Source organism: Chelatococcus caeni (assembly GCF_014196925.1).
GTDB classification, from domain to species: Bacteria; Pseudomonadota; Alphaproteobacteria; order Rhizobiales; family Beijerinckiaceae; genus Chelatococcus_A; species Chelatococcus_A caeni.
This window is the reverse complement of the sequence record NZ_JACIEN010000004.1, coordinates 62,481-88,315: the sequence shown is the minus strand read 5'-3', so window position 1 is coordinate 88,315 and position 25,835 is coordinate 62,481. Positions and strand designations below refer to the sequence as shown.

24 protein-coding genes are annotated in these 25,835 nt (G+C 69.1%); 16 read left to right on the top strand and 8 right to left on the bottom strand.

What is annotated here, in order from left to right:
* The first annotated feature begins 12 nt into the window (after positions 1–12).
* Both GGR16_RS16590 and GGR16_RS16585 read left to right on the top strand, forming a co-directional pair.
* Positions 13–960: an ABC transporter permease gene (locus GGR16_RS16590; protein ID WP_183317312.1), complete on the top strand. Its 948-nt coding sequence runs from the start codon at positions 13–15 to the stop codon at positions 958–960.
* A 1-nt stretch (position 961) separates the two neighbouring features.
* Positions 962–1,846 carry an ABC transporter permease gene (locus GGR16_RS16585; protein WP_183317311.1) on the top strand — a complete coding sequence of 295 codons (885 nt, stop codon included), beginning with the start codon at positions 962–964 and terminating at the stop codon, positions 1,844–1,846.
* Positions 1,847–1,909: 63 nt separating this feature from the next.
* Here the strand turns inward: GGR16_RS16585 and GGR16_RS16580 are convergent, their stop codons facing one another.
* Complete coding sequence (locus GGR16_RS16580; protein ID WP_183317310.1) at positions 1,910–2,797, bottom strand: GNAT family N-acetyltransferase; 888 nt, start codon at positions 2,795–2,797, stop codon at positions 1,910–1,912.
* Positions 2,798–3,013: 216 nt separating this feature from the next.
* On the opposite strand from GGR16_RS16580, the gene GGR16_RS16575 reads away from it, so the two are divergent.
* The 5 genes from GGR16_RS16575 (at position 3,014) to GGR16_RS16555 (ending at position 8,442) form a co-directional block, all read left to right on the top strand.
* Positions 3,014–3,937 (top strand): 2-hydroxyacid dehydrogenase, encoded by a 924-nt coding sequence (locus tag GGR16_RS16575; RefSeq protein ID WP_183317309.1) that lies wholly within the window; start codon positions 3,014–3,016, stop codon positions 3,935–3,937.
* A gap of 24 nt (positions 3,938–3,961) precedes the next feature.
* On the top strand, positions 3,962–4,315 hold the full coding sequence (locus GGR16_RS16570) for a cupin domain-containing protein (protein ID WP_183317308.1): 354 nt from the start codon (positions 3,962–3,964) through the stop codon (positions 4,313–4,315).
* Positions 4,316–4,443: 128 nt separating this feature from the next.
* Positions 4,444–5,907, top strand: a complete 1,464-nt coding sequence (locus GGR16_RS16565) for an aldehyde dehydrogenase family protein (RefSeq protein ID WP_183317307.1) — start codon at positions 4,444–4,446, stop codon at positions 5,905–5,907.
* Between the two features lie 12 nt (positions 5,908–5,919).
* Entirely contained in the window at positions 5,920–6,963 is a 1,044-nt protein-coding gene (locus GGR16_RS16560) for a tartrate dehydrogenase (protein ID WP_183317306.1), read from the top strand.
* Positions 6,964–6,978: 15 nt separating this feature from the next.
* Entirely contained in the window at positions 6,979–8,442 is a 1,464-nt protein-coding gene (locus tag GGR16_RS16555) for an NAD-dependent succinate-semialdehyde dehydrogenase (RefSeq protein ID WP_183317305.1), read from the top strand.
* A gap of 54 nt (positions 8,443–8,496) precedes the next feature.
* Here the strand turns inward: GGR16_RS16555 and GGR16_RS16550 are convergent, their stop codons facing one another.
* A complete protein-coding gene (locus GGR16_RS16550; protein WP_183317304.1) occupies positions 8,497–9,774 on the bottom strand; it encodes an NAD(P)/FAD-dependent oxidoreductase in 1,278 nt (425 codons plus the stop codon).
* Positions 9,775–9,782: 8 nt separating this feature from the next.
* Positions 9,783–10,451 (bottom strand): haloacid dehalogenase type II, encoded by a 669-nt coding sequence (locus GGR16_RS16545; RefSeq protein ID WP_183317303.1) that lies wholly within the window; start codon positions 10,449–10,451, stop codon positions 9,783–9,785.
* A gap of 320 nt (positions 10,452–10,771) precedes the next feature.
* Between GGR16_RS16545 and GGR16_RS16540 the strand changes: the two genes are divergently transcribed.
* The 7 genes from GGR16_RS16540 to GGR16_RS16510 all read left to right on the top strand — a co-directional run bounded on the left by GGR16_RS16540 (position 10,772) and on the right by GGR16_RS16510 (position 19,303).
* Complete coding sequence (locus GGR16_RS16540; RefSeq protein ID WP_183317302.1) at positions 10,772–11,626, top strand: GNAT family N-acetyltransferase; 855 nt, start codon at positions 10,772–10,774, stop codon at positions 11,624–11,626.
* A 13-nt stretch (positions 11,627–11,639) separates the two neighbouring features.
* Positions 11,640–13,016, top strand: a complete 1,377-nt coding sequence (locus GGR16_RS16535) for an aspartate aminotransferase family protein (protein ID WP_183317301.1) — start codon at positions 11,640–11,642, stop codon at positions 13,014–13,016.
* Positions 13,017–13,284: 268 nt separating this feature from the next.
* Positions 13,285–14,001 (top strand): HAD-IA family hydrolase, encoded by a 717-nt coding sequence (locus tag GGR16_RS16530; RefSeq protein WP_019402346.1) that lies wholly within the window; start codon positions 13,285–13,287, stop codon positions 13,999–14,001.
* A gap of 64 nt (positions 14,002–14,065) precedes the next feature.
* A complete protein-coding gene (locus GGR16_RS16525; RefSeq protein WP_019402347.1) occupies positions 14,066–15,679 on the top strand; it encodes an ABC transporter substrate-binding protein in 1,614 nt (537 codons plus the stop codon).
* 154 nt (positions 15,680–15,833) lie between these two features.
* Positions 15,834–16,784, top strand: a complete 951-nt coding sequence (locus tag GGR16_RS16520; RefSeq protein ID WP_183317300.1) for an ABC transporter permease — start codon at positions 15,834–15,836, stop codon at positions 16,782–16,784.
* A gap of 3 nt (positions 16,785–16,787) precedes the next feature.
* The gene (locus GGR16_RS16515; protein ID WP_019402349.1) at positions 16,788–17,639 is read left to right on the top strand and encodes an ABC transporter permease; all 852 of its coding nucleotides are present in this window, start codon (positions 16,788–16,790) and stop codon (positions 17,637–17,639) included.
* Positions 17,639–19,303: an ABC transporter ATP-binding protein gene (locus GGR16_RS16510; protein WP_053194176.1), complete on the top strand. Its 1,665-nt coding sequence runs from the start codon at positions 17,639–17,641 to the stop codon at positions 19,301–19,303. The genes GGR16_RS16515 and GGR16_RS16510 overlap by 1 nt, the downstream gene beginning before the upstream one ends.
* Positions 19,304–19,309: 6 nt before the next feature.
* Here GGR16_RS16510 and GGR16_RS16505 read toward each other — a convergent pair whose 3' ends face one another.
* A complete protein-coding gene (locus tag GGR16_RS16505; RefSeq protein WP_019402962.1) occupies positions 19,310–19,792 on the bottom strand; it encodes an Lrp/AsnC family transcriptional regulator in 483 nt (160 codons plus the stop codon).
* 251 nt (positions 19,793–20,043) lie between these two features.
* Between GGR16_RS16505 and GGR16_RS16500 the strand changes: the two genes are divergently transcribed.
* A complete protein-coding gene (locus GGR16_RS16500) occupies positions 20,044–21,369 on the top strand; it encodes an NAD(P)/FAD-dependent oxidoreductase (protein WP_183317299.1) in 1,326 nt (441 codons plus the stop codon).
* A 9-nt stretch (positions 21,370–21,378) separates the two neighbouring features.
* Here the strand turns inward: GGR16_RS16500 and GGR16_RS16495 are convergent, their stop codons facing one another.
* Genes GGR16_RS16495 through GGR16_RS16485 form a run of 3 tightly spaced genes read right to left on the bottom strand, consistent with a single transcriptional unit; the run spans position 21,379 to position 24,376 of the window.
* Positions 21,379–22,161, bottom strand: coding sequence for an ABC transporter ATP-binding protein (locus GGR16_RS16495; protein WP_019402960.1), 783 nt, complete (start codon positions 22,159–22,161; stop codon positions 21,379–21,381).
* The gene (locus tag GGR16_RS16490) at positions 22,155–23,231 is read right to left on the bottom strand and encodes a FecCD family ABC transporter permease (protein ID WP_019402959.1); all 1,077 of its coding nucleotides are present in this window, start codon (positions 23,229–23,231) and stop codon (positions 22,155–22,157) included. Before GGR16_RS16490 ends, GGR16_RS16495 begins: the two co-directional genes overlap by 7 nt.
* The gene (locus GGR16_RS16485; protein ID WP_425486577.1) at positions 23,228–24,376 is read right to left on the bottom strand and encodes an ABC transporter substrate-binding protein; all 1,149 of its coding nucleotides are present in this window, start codon (positions 24,374–24,376) and stop codon (positions 23,228–23,230) included. Before GGR16_RS16485 ends, GGR16_RS16490 begins: the two co-directional genes overlap by 4 nt.
* 246 nt (positions 24,377–24,622) lie before the next feature.
* Here GGR16_RS16485 and GGR16_RS16480 point away from each other — a divergent pair, with 246 nt between their 5' ends.
* Entirely contained in the window at positions 24,623–25,408 is a 786-nt protein-coding gene (locus tag GGR16_RS16480) for a class I SAM-dependent methyltransferase (protein WP_183317298.1), read from the top strand.
* 2 nt (positions 25,409–25,410) lie between these two features.
* Here GGR16_RS16480 and GGR16_RS16475 read toward each other — a convergent pair whose 3' ends face one another.
* Positions 25,411–25,764 carry a MerR family transcriptional regulator gene (locus GGR16_RS16475; protein WP_183317297.1) on the bottom strand — a complete coding sequence of 118 codons (354 nt, stop codon included), beginning with the start codon at positions 25,762–25,764 and terminating at the stop codon, positions 25,411–25,413.
* Positions 25,765–25,835 lie beyond the last annotated feature (71 nt).

Genomic DNA, 25,835 nt, shown 5'->3' with positions numbered 1-25,835 from the left:
CGGAAGCGTTCCATGATCAAGATGTTGCGCAGGCGTCTGGTCGATCTCGCCGTCGTGCTGTTCGGCGTCTCGATCCTCACCTTCGCCTTCATACGCCTCATCCCGGGCGATGCCGTCGCCATCATGCTCGGCGCCAATGCCGAGGTGACGCCGGAGCGGATCGAGGCCGTCCGCGAGCGCCTCGGTCTGCATCTGCCGTTCTACCAGCAATATTTCGTGTGGCTGCGGGACGTCTTCACGGGTGATTTCGGCGTCTCGATCTGGACCGGCCGGCCGGTCATCGAGGAAATCGCCGGCCATGTCTGGCCGACCCTGCAGCTGACGGTGCTCGCCCTCGCGCTGGCGGTCGTGCTCGCCATCCCGCTCGGCATCCTGATGGCGCAGTTGCGCGGCCGCCGCGCCGAGGCGTTCGTCCAGGCCGCGTCCGTGATCGGGCTGACCGTGCCGCCGTTCTGGCTCGGCATCCTGATGATCCTGTGCCTGTCCATGGTGGCGCCGCACCTTCAGCTGCTCGGCTACGTGCCGTTCAGCAAGGATCCGCTCGGCAACATCGCCCGGCTCCTCCTGCCGGCGATCGCGGTCAGCCTGCCGATCCTCGCCAATCTTGCCCGCCTCCTGCGCTCGACGCTGCTCGAGGCGATGCAGCAGGACTATATCCGCACGGCGCGCGCCAAGGGCGTCTCGCGACGCGGCCTGCTCTATCGCCATGCCCTGCGCAATGCGCTGATCCCCTTCGTCACCAGCGTCGGCATCATGGCCGGCTACCTCCTCGGCGGCGCCATCGTCATCGAGCAGGTCTTCGCCATTCCCGGCCTCGGCCGGCTCATCCTCGGCGCCATCGCCGAGCGCAACTATCCGCTGCTGCAGGCGACCATCCTCCTGGTCACGCTGAGCTTTGTCCTCGTCAACCTCATCGTCGACCTGCTCTATGCGGTGATCGACCCGCGGGCGGCGAAGTAGCATGGCAGAGCATGCCGACAACAGCCCGCGTCCGGCGACCGGCCCCGGCGCCCTGATGCGCTATTTCCTCGGCAAGTCCGTCCTCTTCAACATCGCTGCCGCGCTCGTCGCGCTGCAGGCCGTCGTCGCCCTTTGCGCACCGCTGCTGGCGCCCTACGATCCGCTGTACCAGGACATCCTGCAGCGCATGAAGGGCCCGAGCGCGGCCCATTGGCTGGGCACGGACCAGTTCGGGCGCGACGTCCTCGCGCGCATCATCTACGGCCTGCGCGCCTCGCTCGGCATTTCCGCCTCCGCGGTCGTCCTCGCGTTGCTCGTCGGCGGCACGCTCGGCCTCGCGGCGGCCTATTACCGCGGCATCGTGGACCGCATCATCATGCGCGTCATGGACGTCTTCTTCGCCTTCCCGGTCATGCTGCTCGCCATCGGCGTGATCGCGACGCTCGGCCCGGGGGCTCTCTCGACCGCAATCGCCATCGCCATCGTCTATTCGCCGATCTTCGCGCGGCTGCTGCGCGGTCCGGCGCTGGTCATCGTCGAAAGCGACTATGTGACGGCCGCGCGCTCGATCGGCGCCTCCGATGCGCGCATCATCTTCCTGCACATGCTGCCCAACCTCGCCAGCGTGGTCGTGGTGCAGTTCAGCCTGCTGCTGTCCTCGGCCATTCTGGTCGAAGCCTCGCTGTCATTCCTCGGCCTCGGCACGCAGCCGCCCGTTCCCTCGCTCGGCATGATGCTGTCGGAGGGCCGCGCCTTCCTCTTCCTGTCGCCCTGGGCGGCGGTGTTCTCCGGCCTTGCGATCCTCATCGTGGCCTTCGGGCTGAACCTCTTCGGCGACGCGCTGCGTGACGATCTCGACCCGCGCCTGCGCCAGGCCCCGTCCTGACCTCGAAGAGATGCGATGCAGGCCTGCCTCGCGTCCTGGAGGCCGGTCGCGGCGATCGGCGCCTCAGCCGAGCGTATGGCTCGCGAGCGCCATGCGGCGCGGGCCGTCGGCGCTCGCCGGCCTGAAGGGCGCGCGGCCAAGCCCCATCGACGTCACCGTGTCATAGACCTGCATGCCGGCGGCGGCGAGAAAGCCGGTAAAGGCCGCGTTGGCGGCCGGCGTGTCGGCGCGCAGGAAATTTCCGACATGGGCCTCGACATGCGGCATCGCGACGGCGATCGCGTCCTCTTCTGAGGCAGCGATCACCGGACCGATGACATGGCCGCGCCCGAACTGGCGGCAGAGCGCGAAGGCGACCGTCTCGCCGTTGCGGACGAGCACATGGCCCTTCGATAGCGGCAGCAGCCGGCGGAACATGGCGGACCGGTCGCAGCCCACCGCCGCCCGGTCGAGGCCGAGCAGGGCGTCGTGATCCTCCGGGCGGACGGGCCTGAGGCTGCCCGCGACGACGGCCCGCACATCCGCGGGCACGACGGCCCGGCCCTGGCACTGCAGGACCTTCTGCTCATGGCCATAACCCAGCGAGCGATAGAGCCGCCTCGCCGCACGCGTCGCCGTGAGGCCGAACACCGACCCCTTGTTCAGATCGTGCACGCGCTGCATCAGCCAGCGTCCGGCACCCTGCTCCTGCAGGCGTGGCGAGGTGATCAGCATGCCGACCTTGACGAAGTCCGGCGCATAGCGGAACCACATGACAGAGCCGACCACGCGGCCGATCTCGTCGACGGCCGCGATGCCCCGTCCGAGGTCGAGCAGCATGCGCCAGTCGCTCTCACGATGGGGCCAGCCGACGGCAACGGACAGGGCGTGCAGCTGGTCGATGCCCACCACCGCGATGTCGCGCAGGGTGATCTCGAAGGCATCCAGCTGCAGTTGAACGTCCGTCTCCAAAACCGAAAGCTCCGGCGAGTCACCGCCTCGCGGGCGGCACGATCGGGCCACCAGCCCAGAGCTGTTTCTAAACCATTCCGTCGACAGGAAGCACTGTTCTTCCGCGGCATTTCGGCAGGTTCGACCGTCGGCGCGCGCACAAACGAAGGGACGGCCGCTGCGCCCGGCCTATCTTGTTCGCGACCCCGATAGCCCGATGTTGCCGGAGAACGCCTCTTGACCTTCCTCTTCAACTCCACCGAGGAGCGCGCCAGGGTGTTCGCGGCGCGTTTTGCTGAGGAGCTCCCCGACATCCGCTTCGTACAGAGCGGCGACGCCTTCGATCCCGCCGACGTGCGCTACCTGATCACCTGGACGGCGCCGGACGATCTCGGCCGCTTCTCCAGCCTCGAGATCCTGTTCTCGATCGGCGCCGGCATCGACCAGATGAACACGGATGCCCTGCCCCCGCACGTCCTCGTGGTGCGCATGGTCGAGGAGGGCATCACGCGCATGATGCAGGAATATGTCACGCTCGGCGTGCTCGCCCTGCACCGGCAGTTGCCGCTCTATATCGCCCAGCAGAAGGAGGCGCGCTGGCAGGCGCACGACCTCCTCCCGGCAACGCAACGACGCGTCGGCGTGCTCGGCCTCGGCATGATGGGCTCGGCCGTCATCGAGCGACTGAAGCCCTTCGGCTTCCCGATCGCGGGCTGGAGCCGCTCGCCGCGGTCGCTCGACGGCATCCGCTCGTTCCACGGCAAGGAGGACCTGGCCGCCCTCCTCGCCGAAACCGACATCCTGATCTGCCTGCTGCCCCTCACCCCGGAAACCGTCGGCATCCTCGACGCCGATCTCTTTTCGCGGCTCCCCGCCGGTGCCGGGCTCGTCCATGTCGGGCGCGGCCAGCATCTCGACCAGGCGGCCCTCATCGAGGCGCTCGACAGCGGCCACCTGTCGGGCGCCGTCCTCGACGTCACCGACCCGGAGCCGCTGCCGGCGGATCACCGGCTCTGGAACCACCCCGGGGTGATCCTGACGCCGCACATCGCGAGCAAGGTCGAGGCCGAGCCGGCGGCCAAGGCCGTCATCGAGAACATCCGCCGCCACCGGGCCGGCCTGCCGCCCGTCGGCCTCGTCGACCGCGGCCGCGGCTACTGACACCCCACCAGGAAAGGTTGACCCATGTCCCTTCTCGTTCAGCTCGATCTTGCCCCGACGGGCGAGCCCAGGCACAGCAGGCCGGCGCCCGACCGGCTCGTCGCCGGCGATCCGGCCTTCAAGACCTGGGCACAGGACGCCTCCCGCGACGACACCGTCAGGACCGGCATCTGGGAGGCGACGCCCGGCGAGACCCGCTCCATCAAGGGCGAGACCTTCGAGTTCTGCTACATCCTGTCGGGCGTCGTCGAGCTCACGGAGGAAGCCCAGGCGCCGCGCATCTTCCGTGCCGGCGACAGCTTCGTCATGAAGCCCGGCTATGTCGGCGTGTGGAAGACCATCGAGACCGTGCGCAAGATCTACGTCGTCGTCGGCTGAACGCCTGGCGGCAGGTTCCCCCGTCGCGGGCGCGGCGAACGGGATTTCCCGTCGAGCCGGCCCGCCCTTCCGATCTCACCTGCGGACCGCGGCATGCGAGGCTTGCGCCCGCATCCGGAGATGAGCCCTTGTCGCTGAGTTTCGATCCTGCCGCGGTCGTCATGCCGCAGGCCCATTTCATCGGCGGCGAGCGTGTGGCCGCGGCCGATGGCATCACGCTTCACCGCCCCTCAGACGGCGCCGCCTTCGCCGGCTGCCCGGTCGCCGATGCCGATGTCGTCGACCGCGCCGTCGGCGCCGCCAGAAGGGCCCTCGCGACCAGCGGCTGGAGCCGGGCACGGCCGCGCGAGCGCGTCGATGCCCTCCACCGCTGGGCCGATCTCATCGCGGCCGAGGCGGTGACGCTGGCGCGGCTGGAGGCGGTGGCGTCGACCCGGCCGGTCGCGGAGCTGATCAGGTTCGACATTCCGATTACGGTCGAGCAGATCCGCTTCTTCGCGGAATTCGCCGACAAGGAAGGGGGCGACCTCGCCCCCACCGCCGCCGACAGCGTCGGCATGATCGCGACGGAGCCCTATGGCGTCATCGGCGCCATCACGCCGTGGAACTTTCCGATCTCCATGGCCGCCTGGAAGCTCGGCCCGGCTCTCGCCGCCGGCAATGCCGTGGTGCTCAAGCCGTCGGAGATGACGCCCTTCGCCACGCTTTTCATGGCGGAGCTGTCTGTGCGGGCGGGATTGCCGGCGGGGCTGATCAACGTCGTGCTCGGCGACGGGCGCACCACCGGCGCGGCGATCACCGGCCATCCCGACATCGCCAAGGTCAGCTTCACCGGCTCGACGGGCGCCGGGGCGGCGATCATGGAGAACGTCGCGCGCACCGGCATCAAGCCGATGACGCTGGAGCTCGGCGGCAAGAGCCCGCAGCTCGTCTTCGCCGACGCGGACCTCGCGCTCGCCGCCGGCGCCATCGCCCGCAGCATCCTCGCCAATGCCGGCCAGGCCTGCGTCGCCGGCTCCCGGCTCGTCGTCGAGGCCAGCGTGGCGGACGAGCTCATCGGCCTGATCGCGACGCACATGGCCGCGATCCGGCCGGGCCCGACCTGGGACGAGGCCACCGGCTATGCGCCGATCATCTCCGCGCGCCAGCTCGGCCGCATGGAGAGCATCGTCGGCGCCACGCTCGCACAGGGCGCGCAGTGCCGCCTCGGCGGGAAGCGGCTCGACCGGCCGGGCTTTTTCTACGCCCCGACCCTCATCGACGGCGTCGACGCCACCTCTCCCGCCGTCGCGGAGGAAATCTTCGGGCCGGTGCTCACCGTCCAGACCTTCCGCGAGGAAGAGGAGGCGCTCGCGCTCGCCGAACATCCGACCTACGGTCTCTGCGCCGGCCTCTACACGCGGGATCTGTCGCGGGCGCTGCGCCTGAGCGGCCGGCTCCAGGCCGGCACGGTCTGGGTCAACCGCTATGGCCGCTCGCGCGACCACATCCTGCCGACCGGCGGCTACAAGCAATCGGGGCTCGGCAAGGACCTCGGTCGGGAGGCCTATCTCGCGAACCGCAAATCGAAGAGCGTCCTGATCGCCATCTGAGGAGGAAGACCGGTGAAATCCTACAAGATCGCCCTCATTCCGGGTGACGGCATCGGCGGCCCCGTCACCGAGGCCGCCTGGGAGGTGCTCGGCAGGGCCGCGCGCGGCGCCGGCTTTTCCCTCGAAGGCACGACCTTTCCCTGGTCCTGCGACTTCTACGAGCGGACGGGCACGATGATGCCGGCGGACGGCATCGAGACCCTGCGCGGCTTCGACGCCATCCTGCTCGGCGCGGTCGGATGGCCGGCGCGCGTGCCCGATGCGGTCTCGCTGCACGGGCTGCTGCTGCCGATCCGCAAGGCCTTCGTGCAATATGCCAATATCCGGCCGCACCGCCTGCTGCCGGGCGTCGAGGGGCCGCTGCGCGCAGGCGCCTTCGACATCCTCTGCATCCGCGAGAATACCGAGGGCGAGTATTCCGGCGCCGGCGGCCGCGTCCACAACGGCACGGACGACGAGGTCGCGGTGGAGACGTCGATCTTCACGCGCAAGGGGGTGGAGCGCATCCTGCGCTTCGGCTTCGAAGAGGCGCGCCGGCGGCGCGGCAGGCTCGCCTCCGTGACCAAATCGAATGCCCAGAAACATTCCATGGTGTTCTGGGACGAGGTCACGGCGCGGCTCGCAGCCGACTATCCGGACGTCACGGTCACGAACTACCACATCGACGCGATGGCGGCGCGGATGGTGATGGCGCCGGAGAGCCTCGACGTCGTCGTGGCCTCCAACCTGTTCGGCGACATCCTGACCGATCTCGGCGCCGCCATCCAGGGCGGGCTCGGCTTCGCCGCCTCCGCCAACATCAATCCGGACCGCACCGCCCCGTCGATGTTCGAGCCGGTGCACGGCTCGGCGCCGGACATTGCCCATCTCGGCATCGCTAACCCGATCGCGGCGATCTGGTCCGGGGCGATGATGCTGGAGCATCTCGGCGAGCCGGCCGCAGCGGCAGCCGTCATGGCCGCCATCGAGGCCGCGACCGCACGCGGCATCGGCACAGAGCCCGGCAAGCACCGCACCACCGAGATCACCGCCGCCGTGCTCGCGGCACTCGCCTGACAGGAGACGAACGACATGACCATCGAAGGCCTTCGCGATCCCGGCCTCGTCCGGGAGGCCTGCCTCGTCGGGGGCCGCTGGAGCGGAGCCGCCTCCGGCCGGACGCTCGACGTGATCGACCCGGCCACGCAATCCGTGCTCGGCACGGTGCCCGATGCCGGCGCCGAGGAGACCCGCGCCGCGATCGACGCGGCGGCCGCCGCATTCGAGCCCTGGCGCGCCAGGACGCCCGCCGAGCGCGCGGCCCTGCTGGAAGCCTGGCACGCGCTGATGCTGGAGCATCTGGAGGACCTCGCGCTGATCCTGACGTGCGAGCAGGGCAAGCCTCTCGCCGAGGCGCGCGGCGAGATCCGCTACGGCGCCTCCTTCGTCAAGTGGTTCGCCGAGGAGGCGCGCCGCATCTACGGCACGACGATCCCCGCCCCGACGGCGGACCGGCGCATCCTGGTGCTCAAGCAGCCGGTGGGCGTCTGCGGCATCGTCACACCCTGGAACTTCCCCAATGCGATGATCACCCGCAAGGTCGCCCCGGCGCTCGCCGCCGGCTGCACGGTGGTCATCAAGCCCTCGGAGCTGACCCCCTTCTCGGCGCTGGCGCTCGGGGTGCTCGCCGAGCGCGCGGGCATTCCGGCCGGCGTGATCAACATCGTCACCGGCATGCCGACGCCGATCGGGGCGGAGCTGACCGGCAACACCGCAGTGCGCAAGCTCTCCTTCACCGGCTCGACGCGCGTGGGCGCCCTGCTCATGCGCCAGGCGGCCGACAGCATCAAGCGGCTCAGCCTCGAGCTCGGCGGCAATGCGCCCTTCATCGTCTTCGACGACGCCGACCTCGACCTCGCCATCGAGGGCGTCCTCGCCTCGAAGTTCCGCAACGGCGGCCAGACCTGCGTCTGCGCCAACCGCATCCTCGTGCAGGACGGCATCTACGACCGCTTCGCCGAGAAGCTGTCCGCCAAGGTCGCGGCGATGAAGGTCGGCCCCGGCACGCAGGAGGGCGTCGCCATCGGCCCGATGATCAATGCGGCCGCGCTCGAGAAGATCGAGCGCCACGTCGCGGACGCGCTCTCCAAGGGCGCCCGGCGGCTCGCGAGCGCCGCCGAGGTGCCGGACGGGCCGCAATACGCGACGCCGACCGTGCTCGGCGGGGCCAGCACCGAGATGCTGCTCGCGAGCGAGGAGACCTTCGGGCCGGTGGCGCCGCTCTTCCGCTTCCGCCACGAGGAGGAGGCGATCGGGATCGCCAACGGCACGCCCTTCGGGCTCGCGGCCTATTTCTTCACGCAGGACCTGCGGCGCTCCTGGCGCGTCGGCGAGGCGTTGGAGTTCGGCATGGTGGGGCTCAACACCGGCGCCATCTCGATGGAGGTCGCGCCCTTCGGCGGCGTCAAGCAGTCCGGCCTCGGCCGCGAGGGCTCGCAGCTCGGCATCGAGGAATATCTGGAGGTCAAGGCCTTCCACATGGGCGGCCTTGCCTGAGCGCATGGAAAAGGCGCCGGGAGGATCCTCCCGGCGCCTGCAGCGTCATGTGGCCTACTGGATGCGGTCGAGCATCTTGTAATAGAGCCCGACCAGCGGCAGGAACCACGGCTTGCCGAAATGGCCGGGCACCGCCGGCCAGGCGAGGTCCTTCAGGGGATTGCGGTCGGACCGGCCGAGGATCGCATCGGCCATGATCATGCCCAGATGCGTCGACAGCTGCGCGCCGTGGCCGGAATAGCCCATGGCGTACCAGACGCCGTCGGTGCGGCCGGCGCGGGGATAGCGGTCCTTGGTCATGTCGACGAGGCCGCCCCAGCAATAGTCGATCTCGACATCGGCCAGCTGGGGGAAGATGCGTGCAAGGCTCGCCCGCAGGATGGCGCCGCTCTTCGCATCGGACGCCTCATCGGAGGTGGCCGAGAAACGCGCGCGCCCGCCGAAGATCAGTCGGTTGTCGGGCGCGAGGCGGAAGTAGTTGCCGATGTTGAGCGAGGTCACCGCCGTGCGGTTGCCCGGCATGGTCGCCGCGATCTCGGCCTCGCTCAACGGCCGCGTCGCGATGATGAAGCTGCCCACCGCGATGATGCGCCGCCGGAACCAGGCGAAGGTCCCGCTGGTATAGGCCCCCGTCGCCAGCAGCACCTCCCGGGCCGAGACGCTGCCGCGCGGCGTGTCGAGAACATGCCGGCCACCCTCTTCCCGCCGCGCGGTCACTGGGGCATGTTCGTGGATCACCGCGCCATGCCGCACGGCCGCATCGGCCATGCCGGTGACGAAGCGACCCATGTGCATCATGGCGCTCTTCTTCGAAAGCATGGCGCCGTGGAAGCCGTCGGAGCCGATCTCGCCGGCAAGATCCGCCCGGCCGAGGAGGGCCGTGTCGGGATCGACCTCGCGATGCACCGCTTCGAAGTTGCGCGCGATCGCGTCAAGATGCCCGGGCTTGGAGGCGAGCTTCAGCTTGCCGGCGCGGCGGAAGGCGCAATCGATGCCCTCCTCGGCGACGAGGCGCTCGATCGTGTCGACCGCATCGTCGAAGGCTTTGTAGAGCGCGATCGCCCGCTCGGTCCCCAGCGCCGCCTTGGCGGCGATGAAGCTGTGCGCGAGGCCGTTGTTGAGATGGCCGCCGTTGCGGCCGGAGGCGCCGCAGCCGACGGTGCCGGCCTCCAGCACCACGACTTTTGCACCCGCCATCGCGAGCGCACGCGCGGCGGCGAGCCCCGTGAAGCCGCCGCCGACGACGGCGACGTCATAGGCGCCCTCGACCGGGCCGGAGGCTGCGCCCGCGAAGGGCGGCGCCGTGTCGTGCCAGTAGGACCGGAACTGCATGGGCTGCCTCACAGGCCGAAGACGCCGGGAAGTCCCGAGATGTCCTTGATCTCGACGTAGCCGTAGTAGGGGTTCGCCGGCTCGTGGCCGCGGTTCACCCAGACCTTGTGCCTGATGCCGAGATCGTGTGCCGACATGAGGTCGTAGCGGAACGAGGACGAGCAGTGCACGATGTCCTCCGGCCCGCAGCCCAGCATGTCGAACATGTATTCGAAGGCCTTGAAGCGCGGCTTGTAGGCGCCGGCCTGCTCGGCCGTGTAGACGGCATGGAACGGCGCGCCGAGCTTGGCGACATTGGAGGGGATCTGCGCATCCATCGCGTTCGAGAGGATGACGAGCGGGATTTCCTTGGCCACCTTCGCGAGGCCGGCCGGCACGTCCGGATGCGGCCCCCAGGTCGGGACCTGCTCGTAGACCCAGCGCGCATCCTCCGGGTGGAAGGCGACATCGTTCCTGCGGCAGGTCCGCGCGAGCGCGTTGTAGACCACCTCCTCATACGGCTTCCAGTCGCCGAGCACCTCGTCGAGCCGATAGGCGGCGAAATCGGCGATGAACTGCTGCATGCGCGGCTCGTTAAGCCTCTCGCCGTAGAGCGTGCGCGCGGCATCGGCCATGGCGAAATAGATCAGCGTGCCGTGGCAGTCGAAGGTGACGTATTTGGGCTTGAAGGCGCTCATGGGTTCATTTCCTGCTGGCGAAAGGTCGGTTCGCTCCCGCACCGATCATAGTCCGGGCCGATCCGGCCCCGGGCACCGCATTGCCGCCGCAGGGAAGCACAAAGTGCCGTCAGCCTTGCGGCCTTTGGCAGAGAGTTGCGCCTGCCACCGCCGCGCGGACTGCCGGAGGGACCCTTCGCCCACCCATTGCAGGGGGCTTTGGCATTCCATGCGGTCCCCGCCCACTCCTTCGGTCGAAGATGTCGCTCGGTGCCGATCCACAAGAGCAACTGCGCCGGCGTCTGTCTTATTCATGGAGCAAGGGAAACGGACCGAGGCACATGAATCAGGACACCATCGACCTCGCGATTTTCGACGAAAGCCACCTCGACGGCGCCCACGTCCTGTCGCGGGAGGCGAACTGGCCGCATCGGCGCGAGGACTGGGCCATGGTCCTGTCGCTCAGCCGCGGCTTCGTCGCCTTGGAGGACGGCGCCGTCGTCGGCACGGCGATGATGACGCCCTTCGGCGACACCGCCGCGACCATCAACATGGTCATCGTTGCCGCCGAGATGCGCGGCCGCGGCCTCGGCCGCCGGCTGATGGACAGGGCCCTCGCCGCCGCCGGCCCGCTGGAATGCCGCCTCGTCGCGACCGCGGAGGGCCTGCCGCTCTATGAAAAGCTCGGCTTCCGCGCGACGCACGAGATCCGCCAGCACCAGGGCGTGCCCGACGGGATCGCAGCGGTTGCGGTGCCGCACGAGGGCCGGGTCGACTGGGCCGGCGCCAGGGACCTGATAGCGATTGCCGCGCTCGACCGCCTCGCCCTCGGCATGGACCGGGGTTCTCTGCTGCGCCTCCTCGCCGAAGCGGGGCGCATGGCCGTCCTGCGCGCTGCCGACGGGCAGATCGCGGGCTACGGCGTGCTGCGTCCCTTCGGGCGCGGCGAGGTGATCGGGCCGGTGATCGCCGGCAGCGAAGAGGAGGCGCAGGCCCTGATCGCCTTTCTGATGGCGGCCCGCCCGGGCGCCTTCCTGCGTGTCGACACGCCCGAGCTCACGCGCCTTTCGCCCTGGCTCGCCGCCTGCGGCCTCAAGGAGGCGGGCGGCGGCATCGCCATGCGCACCGGGCCCGCGTGGCCCGAACCGTCCGCCCCGTGCAAGCCCTTCGCCCTCGCCAGCCAGGCGCTCGGATAACCGGAGAACCGCCATGTTGAGCAATTCGCTGATCGAGCTCGATCGCGCCCATTGGGTCCACCCGGTCGCCTCCTATCGCGGCCACGAGAAGGCCGGCGTCCGCGTGCTGCGCTCCGCCAAGGGCGCGACCGTCACCGACGCGACCGGCCGCCAGCTCATCGACGGCTTCGCCGGGCTGTGGTGCGTCAATGCCGGCTACGGCCACGACAGCATCGTCGAGGCCGCCGCCAACCAGATGCGGGAACTGCCCTACGCGACGGGCTATTTCGGCCTCGGCTCCGAACCGGCCATCCGGCTCGCGGCGGCGCTCGCCGAGCGGGCCCCCGGCGACCTCGACCATGTCTATTTCACGCTGGGCGGCTCCGACGCCATCGACAGCACGGTGCGCTTCATCCGCTATTACCAGCAGGCGCGCGGCAAGCCGCAGAAGGACCAGTTCATCTCCATCGAGCAGGGCTATCACGGCTCGTCCACCGTCGGCGCCGGGCTGACGGCGCTGCCCGTCTTCCATGCTGGCTTCGGCGTGCCCTACGACTGGCAGCACAAGATTCCGTCGCACTACACCTACCGCAACCCGGCAGGCTCCGAGCCGGCGGCCGTCATCGCCGCGTCGCTCGCGGCGCTCAGGGCGAAGGTCGACGCCCTCGGCGGCCCCGAGCGCGTCGCCGCCTTCTATTGCGAGCCGATCCAGGGGTCGGGCGGCGTCCTGGTGCCGCCCCCCGGCTGGGTCAAGGCGATGCGCGATCTGTGCCGCGAGCTCGATATCCTCTTCGTCGCCGACGAGGTGATCACCGGCTTCGGGCGCACCGGGCCGCTCTTCGCCTGCGAGGACGAGGGCATCGTCCCCGACCTGATGACGACAGCCAAGGGCCTGACCTCCGGCTACGTGCCCATGGGCGCCGTGCTGATGGCGAGGCACGTCTACAACGTCATCGCCGACGGGGCGGGCGCGGCGGCGATCGGCCATGGCTATACCTATTCCGCCCATCCGGTCAGCGCCGCGGTGGGGCTCGAGGTGCTGCGCCTCTATGAAGCGGAGCTGCTCGACAACGGCCGCAGGGCCGGCAGGCGGCTGATGCAAGGGCTGCGCAGCCTCGCCGACCACCCGCTCGTCGGCGAGGTGCGCGGCCGCGGCATGCTGGCCGCCGTCGAGCTCGTGACCGACAAGGCGCGGAAGACCCCCCTGCCGGCGGCCTCTCTGCCGGCGCAGCGCATCTTCGACCGGGCCTGGGACAACGGCCTCATCATTCGTGCCTTCGGCAACGGCGTGCTCGGCTATGCGCCGCCCCTGTGCTGCACCGAGGCCGAGATCGACGCCATCGTCGAGCGCACGCGCGCGACGCTCGACGAGACGCTCGCCGACCCGGACGTGCGGGCCGCGATGGCATGAGGCAGGGGCTGCGGCCCGGCCGGCGCCGCAGCCGATATTCCGCCAGGCCGGCGAATTCGGAATTTTGTGCCGCTCTGTTTTCGACATTCGGCGAATCCGGCGATCCGGGCGTGAGACAGTAGAGTTCAGAGCCGACGCAGACGCGGCAGGGGAACAGAGCGTAAGCATCGCAACAGGCGCCCGAGCGGCGCGGCGATGACGTGACTGTGCATTGCAGGTGATCACGGGATGTCCCGCCGGCGACAGGCGGGACGGACGCGGAGGGACCATGGCCAAGAGTTTCGGCGATTTCCGCTACATGACCTTCGACGTCGTGGGCACGCTCATCGATTTCGAAGGCGGCCTTGTCGGCTGCCTTGAGGAGATCGCCCGAGAGGCCGGCGTCTCCTTCGACGGCGAGGGGGCCCTCGCGCTCTATCGCGCCGCCCGCTACATGCCGGATGTCGGGCATTTCCCCGACGATCTCGCCCGGGTCTACGGCGTGATCGCGCCGCAGCTGGGCCTGCCCTCGGGCGCCGCCCATGGCCAGCGCCTGCGGGACAGCGTGAAGGACTGGCGGCCCTTCCCCGACAGCGCCGACGCGCTCGCACGGCTGGCGCGGCGCTACAAGCTCATCGCCATGACCAATGCCCAGCGCTGGGCCTTCGCGCACTTCTCCCGCGCCCTCGGCGATCCGTTCTACGCCGGCTTCACGGTCGACGACACCGGGACGGAAAAGCCCGATCCCGCCTTCTTCGAGCATGTCTTCGCCTTCGTCGGGAAGGACGGCGGTTCGCGCGACGAGATCCTGCACGTGGCGCAGAGCCAGTACCACGACATCGGCATCTCGCGCCGGCTCGGCCTCACCAATTGCTGGATCCAGCGGCGCCATGCCCAGCCCGGCTACGGCGGCACGATCGAGCCGGAGCGCTTCACCGAGCCCGACTTCCATTTCATCTCGATGGCCGGCCTCGCCGATGCCGCCGGGACCAAACCGGCCGCCTGAAAGGCGGAACCGGACAAAAAGCCGGCGGCAAACGCCGGCGACAAAACCAGAGAAGGGAAAGACCGTGAGCGAGAAGATCACCTCCAGCTGGACGGGCGCTGACGACGCCCTTGTCGAACATGCCATCCGCCGTGGCGCCAGCCGCCGCGACCTCCTGCAGATGCTGATGGCCGGCGGCCTCGCCGCCTCGGCCGGCAGCCTCGTGCTCGCCCGCGCCAGCTCGGCGCTGGCCGATACCCCGGTCAAGGGCGGAAGCCTGAAGGCGGCCGGCTGGTCGTCCTCCACCGCCGACACGCTCGACCCCGCCAAGGCCTCGCTGTCGACGGACTATGTCCGCTGCTGCGCCTTCTACAACAGGCTCACCTTCCTCAACCAGGGCGGCGTCCTGCAGATGGAACTCGCCGAGGCGATCGGCACGGAGGATGCCAAGGTCTGGACGATCAGGCTGAAGAAGGACGTGACCTTCCACGACGGCCGGCCGCTCACCTCCGCCGACGTCATCTATTCGCTGAAGCGCCATCTCGACCCGGCCACCGGCTCGAAGGTGAACGCCATCGCCAAGCAGATGGTGGACTTCAAGGCCGTCGACCCGCTGACGGTCCAGATCACGCTGGCGGCCCCGAACGGCGACCTGCCGACCATCCTGGCGATGCACCATTTCATGATCGTCGCCGACGGCACCACGGATTTCTCGAAGGCGAACGGCACCGGCGCCTTCGTCTGCGAAAACTTCGAGCCCGGCGTGCGCTCGATCGGCGTGAAGAACAAGAACTACTTCAAGCCCGGCGGGGCGAACCTCGATTCCTTCGAATTCTTCGCCATCTCGGAGGACACGGCCCGCGTCAATGCGCTCCTGTCCGGCGACATCCAGCTCGCGGCCTCGATCAGCCCGCGCTCGATGCGCCTCGTCGAGAGCCAGCCCGGCGTCGCCCTGTCGAAGACCACCTCCGGCAACTACACGAACCTCAACATGCGCCTCGACATGGCTCCGGGCGACAAGATGGATTTCGTGACGGGCATGAAATACCTGCTCAACCGGGAGCAGATCCAGAAATCGGCGCTGCGCGGTCTTGCGGAGATCGCCAACGACCAGCCGGTCTCGCCCGCCAACGTCTACCACAACAAGGAATTGAAGCCGAAGGCGTTCGATCCCGAGAAGGCGAAGTTCCACTTCGAGAAGGCGGGTCTCCTCGGCCAGTCGATCCCGATCGTCACCTCCGAGGCGCCCAATGCGGCCATCGACATGGCGGTGCTCATCCAGCAGGCCGGCAACGCCGTCGGCATGAAGTTCGACATCCAGCGCGTGCCGTCTGACGGCTATTGGTCGAACTACTGGCTGAAGGCGCCCGTCCATTTCGGCAACATCAACCCGCGGCCGACCCCGGACATCCTGTTCTCGCTGCTCTACGCCTCGACCGCGCCGTGGAACGAGAGCCAGTACAAGTCCGAGAAGTTCGACCGGATGCTCCTCGAGGCACGCGGCTCGCTCGACGAGGCCAAGCGCAAGGAGATCTACGGCGAGATGCAGGTGATGGTCGCCGATGAGGCGGGCACCGCGATCCCCGTCTACATCTCGAACGTCGACGCGATCTCCAGCAAGCTCAAGGGCCTCCAGCCCAACCCGCTCGGCGGCATGATGGGCTATGCCTTCGCCGAGTACGTGTGGCTCGAGGCCTGAATCTTGCTTGCCTTGTAGCGCGTTGAGAGCAGGGCATTTCGCCGCCGGACGGGATCCGGCCGGCAGAAGGTGCTCGCGGGCCGGGTCCCATGTGGCCCGGTCCCCCTTCCTCGTGTCACACTCCGCCTGGAGGTGCCAGCTGCAGGAGCGCCCGATGAACACTCACCTGTTGTCCCTGCTGGGCGGCCGCCTCCTCGTCGCGTTGTTCACCCTCTTCGTGGTGTCCTTCGTCGTGTTCGGCGCGACGCAGATCCTGCCCGGCGACGTGGCCGAGGTTCTCCTCGGCCAGGCCGCGACGCCCGAGGCGGTGGCTGGCCTGCGCTCGGCCATGCATCTCGACGATCCGGCGATCCTGCGCTTCTTCTATTGGCTCGGCGGCCTCGCGACGGGCGATCTCGGCACGTCCTACGCCAACAACATGCCGATCGCGCAGCTGATCGGCGGGCGCCTCAAGAGCTCGCTGCAGCTCGCGGCCGCAACGGCGCTGTTCTCGGTCCCGATCGCGCTCGCCCTGGGCATCACCTCGGCCATGCTGCGCGGCACGCTCTACGACCGCGCCGTCACCACGGCGACGATCACGGTGATATCGGTCCCCGAGTTCATGGTCGCGACCGCGGGCGTCCTCATTTTCGCCGTCTGGCTGAAATGGCTGCCCTCGCTCTCGATCGCGCGCAACGTCGATTCCTTCGGCGAGCTCATCCGCATCTACGCCATGCCGGTCTTCACCCTGAGCTTCGTCATCTCCGCGCAGATGATCCGCATGACGCGGGCGGCCGTCGTCGAGGCGCTCAACACCCCTTACGTCGAGATGGCGCGGCTCAAGGGCGCGTCCCGCACGCGCATCGTGCTGCGCCATGCGCTGCCCAACGCGCTCGGGCCGATCGTCAACGCCGTGGCCCTGTCGCTCTCCTATCTGCTCGGCGGGGTCATCATCGTCGAGACGATCTTCAACTATCCCGGCATCGCCAAGCTGATGGTCGATGCCGTCTCGACGCGCGACCTGCCGCTCATCCAGAGCTGCGCGATGATCTTCTGCTTCGTCTACCTGCTGCTGATCACGACGGCGGACATCATCGCCATCCTGTCGAACCCGAAGCTGCGCTGAGCCATGGCCATCGACGTCTCCCCCACCTTCAAGCCGCGCCTTCCGGGCTACCGGTTCAACCTGACCGGCTGGGCGAGCCTCGCCGTCGTCGTCGCCTGGGCGGCGGTCGCGATCCTGGCGCCCTACCTGACGCCGCACGGCGTCGGCGACATCGTCGACCTCGACTATTTCGGCCCGATGAGCGCCGAATTTCCGCTCGGGACCGACTATCTCGGCCGCGACATGCTCTCGCGCATCCTGTTCGGGGCGCGCTACACGGTCGGCATCTCGCTCGCCGCGACGCTCATCGCCTGCACCACCGGGGTGACGCTCGGCATGGCCGCTGCCGTCAGCGGCGGGTGGTTCGATGCGGCCCTCAGCCGCTTCCTCGACGCCTTGAACTCCATCCCGAGCAAGCTCTTCGGCCTCGTCGTCGTGGCCGGCGTCGGCTCCTCGATCCCCGTGCTCATCCTCACCCTCGCCATCATCTACACGCCTGGCTCCTACCGCTTCGCACGGGCGCTCGCCGTCAACGTCAACACGATGGACTTCGTGACCGTGGCCCGCATCCGCGGCGAGAGGCTGGGCTATCTGATCGGCTCGGAGATCCTGCCGAACATCATCGGCCCGGTCTTCGCCGATGTCGGCATCCGCTTCGTCTTCATCGTGCTGCTGCTCTCGGGCCTGTCCTTCCTCGGGCTCGGCGTGCAGCCGCCCGAGGCCGACTGGGGGGCGCTGGTGCGCGAGAACATCGGGGGCCTGCCCTTCGGCGCCCCGGCGGTGATGGCGCCCTCCTTCGCCATCGCCAGCCTGACGATCGCGGTGAACCTGCTGATCGACAACCTGCCGCAGAAGATCCGGGATCGGAGCGCCTGATGAGCCACCTCGTCGAAATCCGGAACCTCAAGGTGGAGGCGACGACCGATGCCGGCCGGCGCGTCGACATCATCAAGGGCGTCGACTTCGACATCGCCGAAGGCGAGATCGTCGCGCTCATCGGCGAGAGCGGGTCGGGCAAGACCACGATCGCGCTGACCCTGCTCGGCTATACGCGGACGGGCTGCCGCATCGCCGGCGGCAGCATCCGCGTCGCAGGACGTGACATGGCACGGCTGACCGAGAAGGAGCGGACCAGGGTCCGCGGCAGCGAAGTCGCCTATGTGCCGCAGAGCGCCGCCGCGGCCTTCAACCCGGCGCAGCGGATCATGGATCAGGTCATCGAGATCACCCGCATCCACGACCTGATGCCGCGCGCCGCGGCCGAGGCCAAGGCGGTGGAGCTGTTCCGCGCCCTTTCCCTGCCCTCGCCCGAGACGATCGGCACGCGCTATCCGCACCAGGTCTCAGGTGGCCAGCTGCAGCGCCTGTCGGCGGCCATGGCGCTGATCGGCGACCCGAAGCTCGTGATCTTCGACGAGCCGACCACGGCGCTCGACGTCACCACGCAGATCGAGGTGCTGCGCGCCTTCAAGTCCGTCATGCGGCAGAGCCGGATGGCCGGGGTCTACGTCTCGCACGACCTTGCCGTCGTCGCCCAGATCGCCGACCGCATCGTCGTGCTGAAGGGCGGCGAGGTGCAGGAGATCGGCACGACGAGCGAGATCCTGTCCGCACCGAAGCACCCCTATACGCGCGAGCTGCTCGCCGCCTTCTCCCCGCCCGGCCGGGTCGCGGCGCAGGCGGCGGCGGAGAGCGACGCCGCCCGGCCGGTTCTGGAGCTCGAGGCCGTGAGCGCCGGCTATGGCAAGCCCGGCGCCGACGGGACGCCGCTGATCCTCGCCGTCGACAAGGTCAGCTTCAGGCTCGAACGCGGCCGCAACCTCGGCATCATCGGCGAATCCGGCTGCGGCAAGTCCACGCTCGCCCGCACCATCGCCGGCATCATCCCGCCCGCCTCGGGCCAGATCTACTTCGACGGCAAGCCCGTCGCCCCTCATGCACGCGACCGTAGCCCGGACGAGTTGCGCAGGCTGCAGATCGTCTTCCAGTCGGCGGACACCGCGCTCAACCCGGCGAAGTCGATCGAGGACATCCTCGGCCGGCCGCTCGCCTTCTACCACGGCCTGCGCGGCGCGGCGCGCGACGCCCGCATCGACCGGCTGCTCGACCTGGTGCATCTGCCGCGCGCCCTGAAGCACCGGCTTCCGGCGGAGCTGTCGGGCGGTCAGAAGCAGCGCGTCAACCTGGCGCGCGCCCTCGCCGCCGATCCCGACCTCATCCTGTGCGACGAGATCACCTCGGCGCTCGACACGGTGGTCGCCGCCGCCATCATCGAACTGCTGAAGGACCTCCAGCGCGAGCTCGGCCTGTCCTATGTCTTCATCAGCCACGACCTCCACACCGTGCAGGCGATCTGCGACGAGGTCGCGGTCATGTATCGCGGCGAGAAGGTGGAGCAGCTGCCGGCCGGCGATGTGGGCAGCGCCGCCGGGCACCCCTACTCCCGCCTGCTGATGTCGTCGGTGCCGAAGCTCGACCCGACATGGCTCGACCGGCTGGAGCGCGACCCCGAGCTCGTGGCCGCCTTCGCGAAGCGCTGAAAGCCGTCACGCGCTGACGGGAAAGAGGCTCGTCAGCGGCAGGTGCGGCTTCACGATCGGCGACTTCAGCACGACGAAGCTGAAATACTTGTCGATGCCGATGTCGAGGTCGATCAGCCGCTCCATGAGCGTCTGGTACTCGATGATGCCGCTGGTGACGAACTTGACGAGATAATCGTAGCCGCCGGAGACGAGATGGCACTCGACCACCTGGTCGAGCTTGTCGACGGCCGCGAGAAAGCGGGCGAAATCGATCTGGCGGTGGTTCTTCAGCGTCACTTCGGTGAAGACCGTCAGCGTCTGGCCGAGCTTGCCGATGTTGATGAGGGCCGAATAGCCGAGGATATAGCCTTCCTGCTGCAGCTTCTTGACCCGCGTCAGGCAGGGGCTCGGCGAAAGGTGCACGAGATCGGCCAGCTCGACATTGGTGATCCGGCCGTTCTTCTGCAGCTCGCAGAGGATTTTGACGTCGATCTGGTCGAGCTTCATCGGAACCTCGTGGGGCTGGGCGCTTCGCCTTCGAGGCGCCGTCTTGCTCTCGCGAGCTGGCCGTGGGCGACAGCCTGCACCAACCATACAGCAGATACTGCCGTAGAAAAATCAAGAAATCCGCAGGCGTTACCGGAATAATATCGCGGATAGCCAGGGTGGCCGCGAAAGGAAATGCCGCGCCGGCTCGATCTGCGGTGCCCGCGCCCTCTGCGCGCGCGCTAGGGTCGTTGCATCCAGGGAGACCCAAGATGCCGGCGCCGCTTTTCGATATCGAGACCAGCCCGACCCTGCCCGAGCGGGCCGATGTCGTCGTGATCGGCGGCGGCATCGTGGGCGTCTCAACCGGTTATTATCTCGCGCGCCGCGGCCTCAAGGTCGCCCTGCTGGAAAAGGGCAGGATCGGCGCCGAGCAGTCGAGCCGCAACTGGGGCTGGTGCCGCCAGCAGAACCGCGACGCCCGCGAGTTGCCGATGGCGACGCAGAGCCTCGCGCTCTGGGACCGCCTCGCCGCGGAGATCGGCGAGGACCTCGGCTTCCGCCGCTGCGGCCTGCTCTATCTCAGCGACGACGAGGCCCAGCTCGCCATCTGGGCCAAGTGGCGCGATTTCGCCGCGGGCGCAGGTGTCGTCACGCACATGCTCTCGGCCGAGGAGGCCTCCGCCCGCGGCCGCGCGACCGGCCGGCGCTGGAAGGGCGGCGTCTTTTCCCCGAGCGACGGCACGGCCGACCCCGCCCGGGCCGCTCCGGTGATCGCCCGCGGCATCATGGCCGCCGGCGGCACGGTGCATCAGTTCTGCGCGGCGCGCGGCATCGAGACGGCCGGCGGGCGCGTCGCTGCCGTCGTGACGGAGAAGGGCACGATCCGCACCGCGACCGTCGTCCATGCGGGCGGGGCCTGGGCCTCCTCCTTCCTCAACCAGCGCGGCATCCGCTTTCCCCAGTCCTCCGTACGCGCGTCGATCCTCTCCGTCGCTCCGGGCGCGACCGGCCTGCCCGATGCGCTCCATACGACCGAGGTTTCCGTCACGCGCCGCGCCGACGGGGGCCATACGCTGGCGATCAGCGGCGGCGCCCGCGTCGATCCGACCCCGCAGCAGCTGCGTTTCGCCCGCCAGTTCGTGCCCATGTTCCTCCGGCGCTGGCGCAGCCTCGCTCCTGGCGGACTCGAGGGCTGGCGGGCCGGGCACGAGACGCTCGCGCGCTGGCGGCTCGACGCGCCGACGCCGATGGAGGCGACGCGGATCCTCGATCCCACCCCCGATCCGCGCCAGATCGCCGAGACGCACGCCCGGGCCCGGCGCCTGCTGCCGGCCCTCGACGCCGTCCCCGTCGCGGCGCGCTGGGCGGGCTATATCGACAGCACGCCGGACGGCGTGCCGGCCATCGGCGAGCTCGCGGCCCTGCCTGGCTTCATCCTCGCGGCCGGCTTCAGCGGCCATGGCTTCGGGATCGGCCCCGGCGCCGGCCACATGATCGCAGACCTCATCACCGGCGCGAAACCCATCGTCGACCCGGCGCCCTACCGGCCGGAACGGCTCGAAGGCTCCGCCTTCGGCAAGGTCGCGGAGTTCTAGGGGCCGTCCTCAGGCGGCGCGGCTCTGACGGGGGGCGGCGGCGTCCTTCAGCGAGCCCTCGACGACCACATAGGGCGCGCCGGATGCGGTGCGCTCCATTCGCGCGGCGATGCCGTAGACCTCGGCAAGCAGCGCCGGGGTGATGACTTCGGCCACCGGGCCGAGCGCGACGAGGCGGCCGCCGGCGAGCACCATGACACGGTCGGCCACCTGCAGCGCCTGGTTGAGATCGTGCAGGGAGATGAGCACGCACAAGCCCCGCTCGCTGGCGAGGCGGCGCACGAGGGAGAGCACCTCGAACTGGCGGTGGAGGTCGAGCGCGCTCGTCGGCTCGTCGAGCAGCACGATCTCCGGCTCGCGCGCCAGCGTCTGGGCGATGGAGACGAGCTGGCGCTGGCCGCCGCTCAGTTCGCCGAGGGAACGGAAGGCGAGATCCTCGATGGCGAGCGCCCGCAGCACGGCGTCGATGGCGGCGAGCTCGTCGTCGCTGACGCGCCAGGAGCCGCCCTGCTTCTTGGCGAGGAGGACGGATTCATGGACGGTGAGCACCGCGTTCACGGCCGTGTCCTGCGGCAGGTAGCACGGGGCCCGGCCGGTGGGGCTCCCGACGCGGACCTCGCCCGGGCCGCGCGTCAGGCCGGCGATGCGGCGGAAGAGGCTCGACTTGCCGGCGGCGTTGGGGCCGATCACCGCCACCACCTCCCCGCCCCGCAGCGGAGGCGTGGTGATGCCGGAGAGGATCTCCCGCCGGCCGTAGCGGACGCCGACGCCGACGAACTCGAGACTCACCATGACCGCCTCCGCGTCGAGAGGATGAGGCTGAAGAAGAAGGGCACGCCGATCAGCGCCGTGACGATGCTGATGGGGAAGACGAGGCCCGGGATGAGCGACTTGCTCACCACGGAGGCGGCGGAGAGGATGGCCGCCCCGGCGAGCGCCGAGGCCGGCAGGAAGAAGCGCTGGTCCTCGCCGATGATCATGCGGGCGATGTGCGGCCCGACGAGGCCGATGAAGCCGATGGTGCCGACGAAGGCGACGGGGACGGCCGCGAGCAGGCTGACGAGCAGCATGGTCTCGAGCCTGAGCCGGCGCACGTCGATGCCGAAGCTCGCCGCCTTGTCGTCCCCGAGCCGGAGCGTCGTCAGCGCCCAGGCGCGGCGGACGAAGACCGGCAGGCACAGCGCCAGCACGGCCGTGGTGATGGCGAGCTTGTGCCAGGTGGCCTTGGTCAGGCTGCCCATCGTCCAGAACACGACGGCGCCGAGCGCCTGTTCCGAGGCGAAGAACTCGAGCAGCGCCAGGAGGGCGTTGAAGGTGAAGACGAGCGCGATGCCGAGGAGGACGATGGTCTCGGTGGTCACGCCGCGCCGCTGGCTGAGCACGTGGATGATGAGCGCCGCGGCCATGGCGGCGAGAAAGGCGTTCACCGCCACCACATAATTGATGGCGAAAGGCACGATGGCGATGCCGAAGACGAGGGCGAGCGCGGCGCCGAAGCTCGCCGCCGCCGAGATGCCGAGCGTGAAGGGGCTCGCCAGCGGGTTGTTGAGGATGGTCTGCATCTGCGCTCCGGCGATCGCGAGCGCTGCACCGACGACGACGGCCATGAGCGCGACCGGCAGGCGGATGTCCCAGATGACGACGCGCACCGCCACGGGCGCCGCATCCGGCGTGAACAGCGCCGCGAGCACCTCCCCGGCGCCGTAGCGCGCCGGGCCCAGCATCATGTCGGCGACGAGGCTCGTGAGCAGCAGGACCGCCAGCGCGAGCAGGATGAGCTGCTTGCGGAGGGTGCGAGCGCGGTAGGCGAACCGCGCTCCCTCCGGCTGCTCGGCGGCGATCGTGTCGCCGGTCACGGTCACTGCGCCTTCTCCAGCGAGACCCAGTAGCCGGCCTTGTACGGCAGGGGCAGGAAGCGCTCGTGCAGCGCCTTCAGGGTCGCGTCGGCGTCGACGTCCTTGAACAGCTCCGGATGCAGCCACCTGGCGATCGCCTGGATGGCCACGAACTGGTACGGGCTGTTGTAGAACTGGTGCCAGATGGCGTGGACGCGGCCGTTGCCGACGGCGGCGGTGTGGGCGAAGGCCGGGCGCTGGGTGAGGTTCACGAGCTTGCGACGCGCCTCGGCGAGGTCCGTGCCCGGTCCGAGGCCCACCCAGGCACCGCCCGGCACATAGGCGTCCCAGTTGCCGCCGGTGACGATGACGACGTCCGGATTGGCGGCGACGATCTGCTCGGGATTGACGACGCCGAAGGTTCCCGGGATCAGGTCGGCGGCGAGGTTGCGGCCGCCGGCGATCTCCACCATCTTGCCGAAGTTCTCACGGCCGAAGGACATGCAGCAGTCGTCGGAATAGCCGCCCGCGCGCTCGATCATGACCAGCGGCTGGTCGACCTTCGCGCCCTTCAGCCGGTCGGTGATACGAGCGATCTCGGCGGCGCGGAAGGCGATGAACTCCTCCGCCTTCTCCTCCTCGCCGAAGAGCTTGCCGATGAGGCGCATGGATGGCTCGGTGTTCTCGAAGGGCCGCTCGCGGAAGTCGACATAGACGACCGGGATGCCGACGGCGGCGAGCTTCTCGACCAGCTTCGCCTCGTCGCTCGCGACCTTCGATTCGATGTTCATGAAGAGCACGTCGGGCTTCAGCGCGATCGCCTGCTCGACGTCGAACGAGCCCTCCTTCATGCCGCCGAAGGTCGGCAGCTTCGCGATGTCCGGATAACGCGCGAGATAGGCCTTGTGGTTGTCCGGGTCGGCCTTCGGCAGGTCGTCGCGCCAGCCGACGATGCGCTTGAAGGGATCGTCCTTGTCGAGCGTGGCGACGAAATAGATCTGGCGCCCCTCGCCCAGGATGATGCGCTCGACCGGCGCCTTGACCTCGACCTCCCGGCCGAGCACATCCGTCACCTTGACGGTCTCGGCCCACGCCGCCGAAGGAGCCGCCAAGGGAGCCGCGAGAGACACCGCCATCGCGACCGCCACCGTCACCTTGCGAAGAAACTGCATTGTCGCCTTCCACCACACCGGGCAAGTTGGGGCAGGCAGGTAGAGAATGTATTCGAAAGGGTCAATCGCTATCTTTTTTAACTGATACAATGTGCATTACATGAATTAGAACAATTTAAAAGAAACCTCTGGAAGAATTGTCGCAGGCAACCCGCGCCAAAGCGCTTGTTCGCGCTTCCATGCCGGCCTAATACTGCGCGCCCGCACACGACCCACAAAGGCCGGGCGTGAGGACAGGAAGGCGCCATGACCCAATCCGCTCCCTTGTCGAACTTCTCGCTCAAGGAGGAGATCCGCTCCTACTGGTCGGACCGGGCGCCGACGTTCGATCGCGACGTGCAGCATCGCATCGCCGCCGGCCCGCAGTTCGACGCCTGGACGCGGGAGGTCCGCGAGCGGCTCGGCGCGGCGCCCCTGCGCGTGCTCGAGCTCGCCAGCGGCACGGGGGAGGTGACGCGGGTCCTGACCGGGCTCGGCCACGAGGTGACGGGGCTCGACTTCTCGCCCGCCATGCTGGAGCTGGCGCGGGACAAGCACCGTGATAACCCGCGGGCACGCTTCATCCTCGCCGACGCCGAGAACACGATGGAGCCGGACGGACATTACGACGCCGTGGTGTGCCGCCATCTCGTGTGGACGCTGACGGACCCCCGCGCCGCCCTCGCCGACTGGCACCGCGTCCTCAAGCCGGGCGGCCATCTCCTCATCTTCGATGGCGACTGGGTGCGGCAGGGCCTCGTCGGGCGGCTGGCGGCGTGGCTCATCGCCCGGCAGCAGCAGAGCGCGGCCGTGCCGGGCGGGCGGGACGCGACGAGCCGCGCCCGGCACGCGGCGATCATGCAGCAGCTGCCTTTCAGCGACGGCCTGACCTATGAAGCGCTCGCCGGGCTCGTCTCGGCCGCCGGCTTCACGGACATCCGCCGCGGCAGCCATGCGCGCATCGGCGCGGCGCAGCGCCGGGGCGCGACCTTCGCCGACAAGCTGCGCACCCTCACCTATACGCGCTTCATCCTCCACGCGCGCCGCGGCTGACGCTAGCGCTCCCCGATCTCCAGCAGGAAGCTTTCGAGAACCTTCCGGCTCTGGGCCAGCTTCTCCGCCTTCAGGTCGGCGAGACGGATCTGCTCGTTGAGAACGGTACGCAGTTCGTCGCACGGCTCGAAGACCGGACCTTCTCCGCGCACACACGGCAGAAACTGCCGGATGGTCGCCAGCGTCATGCCCGCCGAGCCGAGCAGCCTGATCCGCTCGACCGTGCGCACCTCGGCCAGGTCGTAGTCCCGATAACCGCCCGTGGTGCGCTGCGGCTTCAGCAGCCCCTCGGCCTCATAATAGCGCAGCATGCGAATGCTGACGCCGGTGCGTCTGGACAGTTCGCCGATCTTCATGTCACGCCCTTGACTCTGACAGCACTGTCAGACCCTAAGCCCCTTGCTCATCGATGTGAACACAACGAGGA